The sequence below is a fragment of the Actinomycetota bacterium genome (assembly GCA_005888325.1).
In the GTDB taxonomy this organism is placed as follows: Bacteria; Actinomycetota; Acidimicrobiia; order Acidimicrobiales; family AC-14; genus AC-14.
On record VAWU01000064.1, the window covers coordinates 40,444 to 52,252 of the forward strand.

The 11,809-nt window shown below is 67.5% G+C and carries 17 protein-coding genes and 1 pseudogene (1 of these 18 cut by a window edge); 12 read left to right on the forward strand and 6 right to left on the reverse strand.

Features of this window, described 5'->3' with window-relative positions; all coding sequences use genetic code 11:
• From E6G06_19085 to E6G06_19095, 3 genes and pseudogenes are all read left to right on the forward strand, one after another.
• Positions 1-133 (forward strand): annotated as a pseudogene (locus tag E6G06_19085) (hypothetical protein); it begins 449 nt to the left of the window's first position.
• A 27-nt stretch (positions 134-160) separates the two neighbouring features.
• On the forward strand, positions 161-679 hold the full coding sequence (locus E6G06_19090; protein ID TML87058.1) for a universal stress protein: 519 nt from the start codon (positions 161-163) through the stop codon (positions 677-679).
• Between the two features lie 387 nt (positions 680-1,066).
• Positions 1,067-1,432, forward strand: a complete 366-nt coding sequence (locus E6G06_19095) for an STAS domain-containing protein (GenBank protein TML87059.1) — start codon at positions 1,067-1,069, stop codon at positions 1,430-1,432.
• Here E6G06_19095 and E6G06_19100 read toward each other — a convergent pair.
• Positions 1,416-1,793 (reverse strand): ATP-binding protein, encoded by a 378-nt coding sequence (locus E6G06_19100; protein ID TML87060.1) that lies wholly within the window; start codon positions 1,791-1,793, stop codon positions 1,416-1,418. The two genes, E6G06_19095 and E6G06_19100, sit on opposite strands and share 17 nt — an antisense overlap.
• A gap of 60 nt (positions 1,794-1,853) precedes the next feature.
• Positions 1,854-2,201, reverse strand: a complete 348-nt coding sequence (locus E6G06_19105) for an STAS domain-containing protein (GenBank protein ID TML87061.1) — start codon at positions 2,199-2,201, stop codon at positions 1,854-1,856.
• Positions 2,202-2,918: 717 nt separating this feature from the next.
• Between E6G06_19105 and E6G06_19110 the strand changes: the two genes are divergently transcribed.
• The 8 genes from E6G06_19110 to E6G06_19145 all read left to right on the forward strand — a co-directional run bounded on the left by E6G06_19110 (position 2,919) and on the right by E6G06_19145 (position 7,932).
• Positions 2,919-3,098, forward strand: a complete 180-nt coding sequence (locus E6G06_19110; GenBank protein TML87062.1) for a hypothetical protein — start codon at positions 2,919-2,921, stop codon at positions 3,096-3,098.
• Between the two features lie 110 nt (positions 3,099-3,208).
• Positions 3,209-3,424 carry a hypothetical protein gene (locus E6G06_19115; protein TML87079.1) on the forward strand — a complete coding sequence of 72 codons (216 nt, stop codon included), beginning with the start codon at positions 3,209-3,211 and terminating at the stop codon, positions 3,422-3,424.
• 378 nt (positions 3,425-3,802) lie between these two features.
• Entirely contained in the window at positions 3,803-5,221 is a 1,419-nt protein-coding gene (locus tag E6G06_19120; GenBank protein TML87063.1) for a response regulator, read from the forward strand.
• On the forward strand, positions 5,196-5,798 hold the full coding sequence (locus E6G06_19125) for a recombinase family protein (protein TML87064.1): 603 nt from the start codon (positions 5,196-5,198) through the stop codon (positions 5,796-5,798). The genes E6G06_19120 and E6G06_19125 overlap by 26 nt, the downstream gene beginning before the upstream one ends.
• Before the next feature lies 1 nt (position 5,799).
• The gene (locus tag E6G06_19130) at positions 5,800-6,789 is read left to right on the forward strand and encodes a DUF4242 domain-containing protein (protein TML87065.1); all 990 of its coding nucleotides are present in this window, start codon (positions 5,800-5,802) and stop codon (positions 6,787-6,789) included.
• Between the two features lie 40 nt (positions 6,790-6,829).
• Positions 6,830-7,240 (forward strand): methyltransferase domain-containing protein, encoded by a 411-nt coding sequence (locus E6G06_19135; GenBank protein ID TML87066.1) that lies wholly within the window; start codon positions 6,830-6,832, stop codon positions 7,238-7,240.
• Between the two features lie 60 nt (positions 7,241-7,300).
• Positions 7,301-7,666, forward strand: coding sequence for a hypothetical protein (locus E6G06_19140; protein ID TML87067.1), 366 nt, complete (start codon positions 7,301-7,303; stop codon positions 7,664-7,666).
• Between the two features lie 74 nt (positions 7,667-7,740).
• Entirely contained in the window at positions 7,741-7,932 is a 192-nt protein-coding gene (locus E6G06_19145; GenBank protein TML87068.1) for a hypothetical protein, read from the forward strand.
• Between the two features lie 617 nt (positions 7,933-8,549).
• Here E6G06_19145 and E6G06_19150 read toward each other — a convergent pair.
• From E6G06_19150 to E6G06_19165, 4 genes are all read right to left on the reverse strand, one after another.
• Positions 8,550-9,752, reverse strand: coding sequence for a hypothetical protein (locus E6G06_19150; protein ID TML87069.1), 1,203 nt, complete (start codon positions 9,750-9,752; stop codon positions 8,550-8,552).
• The gene (locus tag E6G06_19155) at positions 9,641-10,153 is read right to left on the reverse strand and encodes a hypothetical protein (GenBank protein ID TML87070.1); all 513 of its coding nucleotides are present in this window, start codon (positions 10,151-10,153) and stop codon (positions 9,641-9,643) included. The genes E6G06_19150 and E6G06_19155 overlap by 112 nt, the downstream gene beginning before the upstream one ends.
• 266 nt (positions 10,154-10,419) lie before the next feature.
• Positions 10,420-10,770: a hypothetical protein gene (locus E6G06_19160; protein TML87071.1), complete on the reverse strand. Its 351-nt coding sequence runs from the start codon at positions 10,768-10,770 to the stop codon at positions 10,420-10,422.
• A gap of 22 nt (positions 10,771-10,792) precedes the next feature.
• Positions 10,793-11,176, reverse strand: a complete 384-nt coding sequence (locus E6G06_19165) for a MerR family transcriptional regulator (GenBank protein ID TML87080.1) — start codon at positions 11,174-11,176, stop codon at positions 10,793-10,795.
• Between the two features lie 166 nt (positions 11,177-11,342).
• Between E6G06_19165 and E6G06_19170 the strand changes: the two genes are divergently transcribed.
• Positions 11,343-11,771, forward strand: a complete 429-nt coding sequence (locus E6G06_19170; GenBank protein TML87072.1) for an Hsp20/alpha crystallin family protein — start codon at positions 11,343-11,345, stop codon at positions 11,769-11,771.
• Positions 11,772-11,809 lie beyond the last annotated feature (38 nt).

The following is an 11,809-nucleotide window of genomic DNA, read 5'->3' on the forward strand; positions in this document are numbered from 1 at the left end:
CACGATGTTCGACATCGCCATCACGTCGCAGTGCCCCCCTCTCGTTCCAACAGGATGCGCCGACCCCGATGCCCGACGGTGTCGCGCCTCAGCCCACCGCGGCGCACGTTCTCGCAGTTCGGGGTGCTCGTGAACGGGGTAACGGAACAGCTATGGCTTCATGCGTCCAGCACCAGCACGGTCGCGCACCCAATCGCGCGATTCAATTTCTTCCCGAGAGCGGTCTGCGATGAGAGTACTGATCGCCACCGATGGTTCCGAGCTTGCAATCGACGCGGCGCGTCGGGCGCAGGATGTTCTCGCGCTGATGGACGAGGTCCTGCTCCTGTGCGTCTACAGCGACGTTCCCGGCGATGACGCGGGCGGCTTCGAGGGGTCGGTCGAGACACCCGAGGAGATGGAGCGCGACTGGGCGCAGCTCCAAGCAGACGCCCACGCGGCACTGGCGCGCACGGCCGCGGTGCTCGGGGCGAAGGGTTCGGTCGAGCGTCGTGTGGAACTCGGCGACGCTGGCGCGACCATCTGTGCCGTCGCCGAGCGCGAGGAGGCTGAGGTCATCGTGGTCGGGTCACACGGACGAGGGCTGCTCGGGCGCATCGTGCACCTCGGCTCGGTGAGCGAGTACGTCCTGCGTCACGCACCGTGCCCGGTGCTCGTCGTGCGGGCCGTGGAGCACTGATCGTCGAGCGCGGCCAAGTCCGCCAGACGCGAACGCGCGCGGGTACCGCCCGGATCGAGTCGCGCTTTGGCGCGTCGTGAAGCTTTGCCAGCTCGTCGACAGGGAGGCGAAAAGGGAACCCCCGCCCGTCGCTGGGTGAGGGCACAGAGGTCGTTCCCTGCCTAGTGCGGACGGAGCGGCTCGCAGCCAATAGCAAGGCGCCAGGAAGGAACCGTTGGCAACGCCTCGGGGGGCTCGGCGCCTCGGGTTTCGCCGGGGTCGCTTGAGGCGATGAGGTGGCGGTCCCAGAGGTAACGCTCATGCGACTCCACCGGGTGATCGCGGTGTCCCTCCGCGTCCGGTCGAGGTAAATTTGATGTCGGTTGGAGAAGCGCCTCGGAGGTTGTCATGGAGCTACAACGACAAGACTTCGACCAGCAACCGCGCACCACGCCCGGGTCCGGGGTGGAGCAGTTCCACCTAGTCGGGCTGAACGGGACCCGGATGGTCGTCGCCGCCGGGGAGATCGACATGGCCAGTGCCCCCGGGCTCTGGGAGGCCCTGTCCCAGGCCATCGCCGCCGGTCAAGGCGACGTGACCGTTGACCTCTCGGGAGTGACGTTCATCGACTCCCAAGGACTCAGCGTCCTGCTGCGGGCGTACAAGGCGCTGAGTCCGGAGGGCAGAGGACTGTGTCTCCGCTCGCCTCGCCCCCAGGTCCGCCAGGCGCTGGAGGTCAGCGGTGTGGCGAGCGTCCTCACCGTGGACGGCTGAGCGGGCGCACCTCGAACCACACGGTCTTGCCCCGGCCGTGACGGTCGGCTCCCCAGGCATTGGCCAGGGCGTCGACCAGGGCCAGCCCCCGTCCGGTGGTGGCGTCGGCCGGGGCCATGCCGGGCTGGGGCAGGCGGGTGTTCCCATCCGTCACCGCGATCCGCAGCGCGTCCTCCCCGCGTGCCACTGTGACCTCGAAGTCGGTGCGGGCGTGGAGCACGGCGTTGGTGGCCAACTCGCTGGTGAGCAGCATCGCGACGTGGCAGATGTCGGGGTCGAGGTCGTCGAGCACGGCTTGGACGAAGTGACGCGCAGCGCGGGCGCCTTCGGGCGTGGGTGTGAAACGTTGCTCCAGCTCCATGGCCACCTCCTCGGACTTACCCCGCCGAGGCGCGCTTTTCGAATGCAAGTTGCTGGTCGGTCAGGTCCGAGTGATCGTGAACATCTCGTACAGACCCGATCCCCGCAGCGCCACGAGCGCGCTCGGACTGGGCGCGCTGAGGACGAGGTCGACGCCGTGCGCGCGCAGGGTCTGGCTCCACTTGAAGAGCACACTGATGCCGCTCACGTCGATGACCTGCACGTCGGCCAAGTCGACGATGATGTCCCGGTAGCCGTCCGTCTCGATCACCCGGTGGAGCGCGCCTTCGAGCCGGGGAACGCTCGATAGGTCGAGGTCCCCGTGCGCTCCGACCATCACCTCGCCCGCGCCGTGATAGGTGTTGATCCAGAACTTCCGCGGCGCAGACGCGATATCGGCCATCGTCATCCTACGGGCACAGATCTACCCGGGCGCAGTGTCGACAAATCGTGGGGGACGCTTGCCGGATTGCATCCAAGGACCCGGCGTGGTTCGACCGCACTCTTAACGAACTAGGTGCCGACGGCTGGGAGGCCGTGAGCGTCACCGAAGCGCCCCGGTGGGCTTCGCGGAGGGGACCCCCGGCTGCTTCGTGCTGTTCAAGAGGCCGCTGACGTGAGCGACGACGAGAAGTTTGGTGGCCGAGATGAAGCTGCGCAACGAATACCTCCGCGGCCCTCAGCGCATGGTTGGCCGCCGAGGGGGTCCGCGATCCTGACGAGAGACTTCGGCGCGCGAGTTAACGTCATCGAGGAGAAGCTCGTGGCGTTCCTCGGCATCACGCGGAGCGAGCTGCTGGCGTGGAGCATGGCCACACTGGGGCCGACGCCGGAGTCGGCGCCGCACCTCTGGCCGGACTGAACAGAGCGCGGTCGTGCTCGTCGTCGTCGACGTGGTCGTGGTGCTTACCGTCGTCGTGGGACGAACTCGGACGGCGCGTGAGCCTCGCCGCCGTTGCCGCCGCGGGAGACGGCGAAGGCGGTCAACGCCGCGGCGAGCACGACCACCGTCGCGCCGATGGCGATCACCCACCGCTTGGTCAACCGCATGGCCGTATCGTCGCCGACGTTGCCGGGCGCCTGACGGGTCACCCAAAGGCCATGCCCGATGTGGCAGCGTCGAACGATGCGTCAGGCCGATCAACGCGAGGCCGCCGAGATGCTGCGCCGCCTCCTGGGCGCGGTCGACCGAGGCGAGCTGACCGCCGACACGCCAGCCGAGCGGCGCAATGTGCGGCGACTGGAGGGGATGCTGGCGGCGTTGGAGGGTGTTGGCAGGCGATCGCGGCCCAAGCCTGACTCGTGATGTTCGCGGGCCGACGCGAGCGGCTCCTCAGAGAGGGAGACTCCGAGCGAAGCCGAATCGTCGTTGAGAGAGGAACCATGTCGGACGAGCCGAAGCCCGAAGCTGATGCGCTGGAGCAAGCGCAGTCTCTCGTCGACGACGAGGACGACCTCACCGCTAGCGACCACCCGGAGGTGCCGGTGGCCGACCTCCTGGATCAGCGACGGGCGGTCGCCTCGTCGTCCGACGACGCCGTTCGCAAGAGCCCCGATCCCGAGGTGCCCGACGCCGACGCGGCCGAACAGAGCCGCGCAGTCGTCGATGATGAAGAGGCGCGCTCGGACTGACCACTTCCGACGGGGAACCGAGGGCGCTCTCGCTGCGCCTGCCGACGCGGTCGCACCCGACCCGTACGCGTGTCCTGGCCAGTGGAGGACGCCGAGCGTCCCTATGTCGCTCCGCGAGAACCGCTACACCATCGACCCCGGAGACTGGACCCTTCGCTCGGCATCACCGTGCAGGAGCGGTCCCGTCACCGGGGCCCTCGCGCACGACCCGAGCCGAAACGGGAATATAGGCGGTTTGCGTGGTTCGGCCCCTGGGTCGGGTATCTTGTCAAGTTACAACCGGCGCGATGTCCAGTCCCTGCGCGCTGCAGCCGGATCGCTCTGGGTGATGGTCGCTTCGCCCAGCAGACGCCCTGGCGAGCGGCCGTGGGACGGTGCATGAGCAAGGCTACGAAGGACAGGCTTCTCGCGGCTCCGAGCAAAAGAATGGCCGCGATCCTCGCATCAACGCACGAGGCGATCATCGGATCGACGCCGCTCGGCGTGATCAACGGCTGGGTGTCTCAAAGACGGGGTGCGCCACGGGCGGATCGGTCGACACGAGAAGTCGTTGAGCACGCGCTCGCGGCTGATGCCGACAAGGAACTCCTGGAAGCCCACTTGCAACAGACGCAGCGCATGGAGGTTCTCGGACGGCTCGCCGGTGGGGTGGCGCACGACTTCAACAACCTGCTCGCGGTGATCCTCAACTACTCCGCCTTCGTCTCCGAAGAGCTCACCGCCGCAGTCGAGTCCGCACCCGACTGGGAACGGCGGCGCAACGTGGCGCAACGCGACGTCGGACAGATCCAACGGGCCGCCGAACGAGCCGCCGACCTGACCCACCAGCTGCTCGCCTTCGCCCGGCGAGAGGTGGTCCAACCGCGGGTGCTCGACCTCAATGCCGCGGTGGCCGGGGTCGAGGAGCTGCTCCGCCGCACCCTCGGCGAAGACATGGAGCTGGTCATCACCCTGGGCGACGATCTGTGGCCCATCCTCGCCGACCCGGGTCAGATCGAGCAGGTGCTGGTCAACCTCGCGGTCAACGCCAGCGATGCGATGCCCGGCGGCGGCACGTTGCGCATCGACACCGCCAACGTCGCCGTCGACGCCGACTCGGTCGCCGGCGGCTCACCGGCGCGCCCCGGACAACACGTGCGCCTACGAGTCAGCGACACGGGCGCGGGCATGTCTGCCGATGTGGTCGCCCATGCCTTCGAGCCCTTCTACACCACCAAGGGCGACGGCGCCGGGACCGGGCTGGGCCTGGCCACCGTCTACGGGATCGTCACCCAGGCCGAGGCCAGCATCAGCATCCAATCCGAGCCCGGTGCCGGGACCACCTTCACCATCATGCTTCCGGTGACCGACGAGGCCGCGGCGTGGATCGAGGAAGTCGCCCCCTACGAACGCACTCCCAAGGGAGAGACCGTGCTCGTCGTGGAGGACGAAGAGGCGCTCCGCGAGGTGACTGAGCGGATCTTCACTCGCAACGGCTATCGAGTGATCACCGCCGCAAATGGCCCCGATGCCCTCACCCTCGTCGCCCGCCACGCGGGTGAGATCCACCTGCTCGTGACCGACGTCGTCATGCCAAAGATGCTCGGAAAAGAAGTCGCCGAGCGGGTCCGTGAGCTGCGCCCGGACATTGAGGTGCTGTTCATGTCCGGCTACGCCCAGCCCGTCCTGGCCTCACAGGGCAGGCTCGAACCCGGCGTCGCGCTGGTCGACAAGCCGTTCTCCGAGGCGTCGCTGCTCGCCAAGGCGGCAAAGGTTCTCGACGGCCACTTCCGTGGGTTCCCGACCGTTCCCAAGTAGCTCCGCTCACGCCGCAGTGCTGCTCAGCACCTCAGAGCAGGCCGACTCCGGCCTCGGACTGGCGGCGCAGCGGGCCGCGATTATCGACGAGGCCAAGCGCCGCGGTTGGCAGCTCCTCGACATCTACGAGGACGCCGGTGCCAGCGCCAAGACCACCGCGCGCAGGCCCGCGCTGGCCAAGGCCCTCGACGCGGTAGAGAAGGGCGAGGCCGAGGCGCTGGTGGTGGCCAAGCTCGACCGGCTTTCGCGCTCGATGACCGACTTCACCCGGCTCATGGAACGGTCGTGGAAGAAGGGCTGGGCGCTGGTGGCGCTCGACCTGGGCGTGGACACCTCCACCGCGGCCGGGGAGATGATCGCCAACTCGGTGGCGAACTTCTCGCAGTTCGAGCGGCGGCTCATCGGCCAGCAACGAAGGACGCGCTCACGGTCAAGCGGGCGCAGGGCGTGCGGTTGGGGCGGCCTCCGGTCATGCGTTCGAACATGGTGCGACGAATCGAGACCATGCGGAAGAGGGGCGTGTCGATCAGGGGGATCGCCCAGGCCCTCAACGAGGCGGGGGTACCGACGCCGCTGAGATGGAACGCGAGCCGAGCGCGGATTGGCAATCGGGCGCGGGTGGCTCTCCACCGGCACGACGAGGGCGGCGGCAGGTACTGGAGGACGTGAGCGGGATGGCCTCGGCCGTAGGCTGCGGAGCACGATCGCTTGGGCGGGGTGCGGTGTCAGGGCGCCACGAGCACGTCTACGCTGGGCGCGTGCCGCTGTTCATCGATCGGCATGATTCGCCCGGCGCTTCGCCCGAAGATGTCGCGGCCGATCATATGAAGGACCTGGCGGTCCAAGAGCAGTTCGGCGTTCGCTACTACACCTATTGGTTCGACCCTGACGCGGGTTCAGTGTTCTGTCTGGCCGAGGGCCCGAGTCGTGAGGCAGTGGTGGACTGCCACGTGCGTGCACACGGCGGAGGCGCGCAGACCGTGTTAGAGGTTGGTGAGCGGCCGCTGAACGATTTCTTAGGTGCGATCCCGCAGCAACCGCCGGGCACGCCCTACACGGCGTCCGCGGTGCGTGCGATCCTGTTCACCGACCTGTGTGCGTCGACCGCGCACACCCAGCGGTACGGCGACGATGCCCACCTCGTCGTGTTGCGGGAGCACAACACCATCGTTCGTGAGGCGTTGACTGCGAAGGATGGACGTGAGATCAAACACACCGGTGACGGCATCATGGCTTCGTTCGACTCAGTGGTCGCCGCCGTCGAATGCGCGGTCGCGATCCAGGATGCGTTCGACCGCAGGAAGAGCGACGCGGACCCGATCCTCGCGTTGCGTGTCGGCATCAGCGCGGGGGAACCGGTGACCGACGACAGCGACGACCTCTTCGGTGCTGCGGTGCAGCTAGCCCGCCGTCTCTGCGACAGTACGCCGCCGGACACGATCGCGGTTTCGGTCGCGGTGCGCGAGCTGTGCATCGGCAAGTCGATCCGATTCGAGGATCGTGGCAGCATCCAGCTGAAGGGCTTTTCAGAACCGATCCACGCGTACCAGGTGAACTGGCGCACCTGAACCCAGCACCAGAGCGCATCGTGATCGAAGGAGGGGTGGGATGCCTACCGGTGAGCAGGAGAGTCGCCAGCGCATTCGCGATTGGTATGGCCTTGAGTCGGATGTGCTCGTTGAGATCGAGCGGGAGGTGATCGGCGGCGACAACGGCGCCAACGGGTACACGACACGCGCGCAGGTCGACGACATCGCGGCGCGCCTACGGCTCGATGGGGGGATGCGCGTGCTTGACATCGGAACTGGGCGTGGCTGGCCAGCGCTGTGTTTTGCGGCCAGTTTCGGTTGTCGGGTTGTCGCGTGCGACGTGCCCATCGAGGGCCTGGAAGTCGGCATGCGTCGTGCCCGCCACGACGGCTTGGATCGCCTCGTGGGTTTCGTTGCGGCGAGTGGCGAGGCGTTGCCGCTGCGGCAGGGTTCGTTCGAGGCGCTCGTGCACACCGACACGCTGTGTTGACTGCACGACAAGCTCTCCGTGCTGAGAGCGTGCGCTGGGCTGCTCCGACCAGGAGGTCGAATGGCGTTCATCACGATCCATCCGACTGAAGGCCTCTCCGCGGCAGAGTTAGAGCGAGCGATCAAGAACGGCCCGCCCGAGGTCTGGGCTGAGGCTCCACATGAGGAGATGTTGGCATCGGCCGGTTTCATCGATGTCGAGGCGATCGATGTGACGACCGCGTTCTCGCAGACCCAACAGGCGTGGGTCGATGGATGGCGTGAGCACGAAGATGAGTTGGTCGACCTGCTCGGCACGCACGCTCTTGAAGAACGCAAAGCCGAACGCCAAGCGATGCGTTCCGCAATCGACGAAGGCCTCTTGCGGCGCACACTTTTTGCGGCACGCATACCTGAGATACACGCGGACAAAGGACAACGTCGGTAGTGGCGAGGTGCACGGCGGCGCATACAGATCTGCCTGATTGAGTTGACCAACGCGTTGCGGTCCTCCGTAGCGTCGTGAGATTCCGGCGGGATGCTGCCCTGGCAGGCAGCGGCGAGTTGAAGGCGCTGCGGCGTATCGATGATGGCCCGCTCGGCGTCGGTGCCAAGTTCGAGGCCGATGAGGAGATCCGAATAATGGGCCGCACCACCAAGATGACGGCGGCGTCCGAGATCGTGCAGTTCGAGGCACCGGCGGTCGTCTCGTAGACGTCGATGCCATCGGTGCCGCCGAAGCCTCGGCGGATCCAATGGTGGTTTCGTCTCACGTCCGAGGGCCGGGGAACACGCGTCGTCTACGAGTGCGAGGTCGATTTCGGTCCCGCCGCCAACATCTTCGTCAGAGCGGAGACGGATGCCGACTCGTTACTGAGCAATGGATCACGCGCGCGACGCGAAGGCTTGGCGACAGCGGACACCGCAACGGGTGTCATGTCTACCTACGCCGTGCGGTGCATCGGACTCAGACCCGTCGCCGACCTCGCTTCGTGCGGTGGCGAGCTACGGCGGCTTGGGTGGAGTCCACCTACGGATGTATCTGCACACCCGATTTGGTCCGCGCTGCTCGCCGACCTTGGTCACATCGACGCCGTCGGTCAAGAGCGCGGCTTATCCCCGCTGCCAGTCCTGCGCGTGTCAGATGGCCAAAGCTCAGGCTCGACCCACGCCGTGCCTGAGACGTCTGCCGACGCATCCGACGGAGTCGCTCGCTCAGAAGCGGGAACAGGATACAGACGTCAGACCGCCCCAAGGTGTTCCGCCAAGCTCAGCAGTGAGAGCGAGAGAACGGCACTTGCGTTCGTGACGTAGAGCTCACCAGCAACTCTTCAAGGCTGTAATGGCGATGACGGATCCCCCGACTCGAAGTGCTTGCGGGGCGACTCGGTCGCGTCACCGAAGGCTTCTAGCGCGGCGCGCTGTCGCTCGTTCAGCTCAGCCGGGATCACGATGTCGATCGTGATTAGGAGATCGCCCGGGGTGGGACCTGAAGGTATTCCATGGCCGCGTGCGCGCAGTGTTCGCCCGTACGGTGTTCCCGGAGGGATGCGGATCGCGACTGCTCCGCGTAGGGTGGGGACAGTTGCGACGCAGCCGAGCGCGGCCTCGGAGAGCGTAACCGGTAGTCGGAGCGTGAGATCGAAGCCGTGGCGACCGAAGAAGGGATGGTCGGCGACGCTCACCACGGCGAACATCTCGCGGTGTTCGGTGACGGTTGGAAGGTTGAATCGCAGGCGGGTCCCGTTGTCGACACCGGCGGGAACCCTCACGGTCACCTCGTGAACCTCGCGTACCTGGCCCCGCCCGCCGCAGTGTGAGCATCGCTGCGCTCGCGCCTTGCCCGACCCGTCGCAGTGTGGGCATTCGTACCGGATCCTGAGTCCGCCCGACTGCCGCTCGGTCGATCCCTCTCCGCCGCAGTCGGGGCAGGTTGTTGGTCCGGTCGTTTCCGTGCCGCCACCGGCGCACGCAGGGCAGAGGACGTCAGTGTCGACCGGCATCGTGACGGTGGTGCCGAGCGCCGCCTGATCGAAGGAAAGAGGCAGATCGATTTCACCGTGTTCTGGCCGTGGGTCGTCGTGCGGCTGCGTGTTGTCTGCGGGACCGGTTGGGTGCAATCGTTCGGTTGGCTTGACCCGGCGAACCGGGATGCGAACGCCAGCGGCGGCTCGTGCGGCGCCGGCACGCGCGGTGCGTGTCCTGTCGTAGGCGCGGCGGCGAGTTGGGTCGCGAAGGACGTCGTAGGCGTCAGTGAGGTCGCTGAAGCGCTCGCGCTCAGCGCGGGGGTTGGTGTCGGGGTGGTGCTCGCGTGCGAGTCGGCGGTACGCCCGGGTTATGTCTTCGCCTGTGGCGCGCGACGTAACGCCGAGCGCGTCGTACAGGTCGTCACCCTCGTCGCCGTGATCTCGGGTGCTGTTGGTCACCTCGGGCGAGCGTCTTCTTCGATGTCGCGCCTGAACGCTTCGTAGTACGCCTCGTAGATGAGGTCGGACTCTCGCGCGCGTTGGTGGCGCAGCGCGGTGAGTAGCCACGCGAGTCGTTGGCGAAGGTCGGCGAAGTCGACGGCGCTGCTTCCTGGTTCGGCCAACTCGCGCCGGAGCGAGGTGAGGCTCCCGCGGAGTTGGCGGTACTGGGCCCGCACCCCGCGTACGCGGTTGCGGAGGCGCGGTTGGGTTCGCTCGATGTCCGAGAGCAGGCTGTCAGCCCGACGTGCGTTGGCCTCCTCCGCCGAGGTGGCACCGTCGAGGATGTCGAGCGCGCCGAGCACGGCATTTCGCCACGCGGTCTCGCGACCCGGCGCGGCCGACGCGAGCGCCGCTTCCAGCTCGTGCATCGCGGCGAGGGTGCGGTCGTGGTCGGCTTGGCGGACGTCGAGACCCGCCCGCTGGGCGTCGGTGAAGCGGTCAGGGTGGTCGTCGCGGTCGAAGGCCACGGCTCATTCCTTACGGGCGCTGGCCCATCCCTGCGGTTCAGCCGGGAGGGCGGCGGCCAAGCTTCGGTCGATGACCAGCCATCCGGTCGCGCCATAGCGAGCATGACACAGACGTGTGGCGCGGTTGCCCGTTCCCGCGGCCGGACCGCGCGTCGTCGAATCCCGGACCAGGCCACCAGGATGGCGGCGCGCTCAACCACGAACGCGCGCACCGGGCGCGTGTCCGGTTTCGGTGCCCGGTCCGTGCCCGGCGCGCTCACCATGGCTCAGTGTCCCGGGCTCTGGGTCGGGTGACCGATGGCGTCGGCCACGCTCCGGTGGATGGGCACGAGATGGTGGACGCGGGACGCCGTCAGCGCCCCCACAGCGTGGTCGTGGCCGGCCGCAATGGTGAGCTGGCCGCCGTGGGCGTTGTCGAGCAGCGCGACGACCAGCTCTCGCAGGGGAGCCGCGTCGGACAAGGTGAGCTGATCGAGGTCAAGGACGAGCGTCTGGGCTCCGAGCAGCGCTGCCGAGAGCGGCTCGAGGAGCGGCTTGAGCATGGGGGCGTCGGCCGTGCCGGCCAGCGCGACGACGACCGTGCCGTTGGTGCTCTGGACATGGATCGACAGGCTCACTCGCTTCACCTCCGCCGTCAGCTCATGGGGTGACCCCTGAAGTTTCGCTGCTCGGCCCGTGGCCGGGATGGCTGGCCGCCGTGCTGAATCCCGCGCCGAAGCTGCCTTGAACACGTGCGAGCTCGGCGGTTACGGCCGCGAGCTCGGCCTCGAGATCGAGGATGCGGCGGACGCCCTCGAGGTTCACGCCGACGCCGGACAACTCGCCGATGCGGTGCAGGCGGGCGAGGTCAGCGTGGCTGTAGCGGCGGGTCCCTCCGTCGGTGCGGGCGGGTTCGAGCAGCCCTCGCCGCTCGTAGACCCGCAGGGTCTGGGGATGCAGTCCGGCCAGCTCGGCCGCGACCGACATCACGTACACCCCAGCATCGGGCGCGAGTCGGGAACCGGGCGGCAGACGCGTTCCCATCCCATCGCCGGCTGGTCCCACCGTGCGGGTCACTGGCCATCCTCCCTCGTACTGTTGCTCTGTAAGGGATAAAACTTCAGTCTGTGCTTGTCAAGAAGAATGATGGAGGGTTATGCTCCCGAGTTGGAGACGACAGAGGACACTAGTTACGGAGGAGGTAGCGACGATGCTCATGCGGTCCGACCCGTTCCGAGAGTTCGACCGCCTCACCGACCAGCTGTCGGGCAACGCGAGGCTTCCCGTCATGCCGATGGACGCCTACAAGCAGGGTGACGAGTTCCTGGTCCACTTTGACTTGCCGGGCGTCGAGTCGTCCTCGATTGACCTGACCGTCGAGAAGAACGTGCTCACGGTCAGCGCCGAGCGGGCGTGGCAGCGCGAGAACGGTATCGACGTGATCGCCGCCGAACGCCCGCAGGGAAAGTTCAGCCGCCAGCTGTTCCTAGGCGACGGCCTCGACGTCGACCACGTCGAGGCCGGTTATGACAACGGCGTGCTGACCATCCGGATCCCGGTCGCCGACCAGGCCAAGCCTCGCAGGGTCGAGGTCAGCTCCGGCGGCGACGCCAAGCAGATCGAAGCCAGCACCGCCTGACCCCCGACATCGTTGGCCCCGGGTGAGCGAGTCCCCGC

Coding starts and splice junctions, on each gene's coding strand:
- E6G06_19130 (TML87065.1), top strand. CDS start 5,800: ATGGAACGCGAGCCGAGCGCGGATTGGCAATCGGGCGCGGGTGGCTCT.
- E6G06_19105 (TML87061.1), bottom strand. CDS start 2,201: ATGACGATGGCCGATATCGCGTCTGCGCCGCGGAAGTTCTGGATCAAC.
- E6G06_19140 (TML87067.1), top strand. CDS start 7,301: ATGGCGTTCATCACGATCCATCCGACTGAAGGCCTCTCCGCGGCAGAG.
- E6G06_19095 (TML87059.1), top strand. CDS start 1,067: ATGGAGCTACAACGACAAGACTTCGACCAGCAACCGCGCACCACGCCC.
- E6G06_19120 (TML87063.1), top strand. CDS start 3,803: ATGAGCAAGGCTACGAAGGACAGGCTTCTCGCGGCTCCGAGCAAAAGA.
- E6G06_19170 (TML87072.1), top strand. CDS start 11,343: ATGCTCATGCGGTCCGACCCGTTCCGAGAGTTCGACCGCCTCACCGAC.
- E6G06_19165 (TML87080.1), bottom strand. CDS start 11,176: ATGGGAACGCGTCTGCCGCCCGGTTCCCGACTCGCGCCCGATGCTGGG.
- E6G06_19110 (TML87062.1), top strand. CDS start 2,919: ATGCGTCAGGCCGATCAACGCGAGGCCGCCGAGATGCTGCGCCGCCTC.
- E6G06_19135 (TML87066.1), top strand. CDS start 6,830: ATGCCTACCGGTGAGCAGGAGAGTCGCCAGCGCATTCGCGATTGGTAT.
- E6G06_19100 (TML87060.1), bottom strand. CDS start 1,793: ATGGAGCTGGAGCAACGTTTCACACCCACGCCCGAAGGCGCCCGCGCT.
- E6G06_19090 (TML87058.1), top strand. CDS start 161: ATGCGTCCAGCACCAGCACGGTCGCGCACCCAATCGCGCGATTCAATT.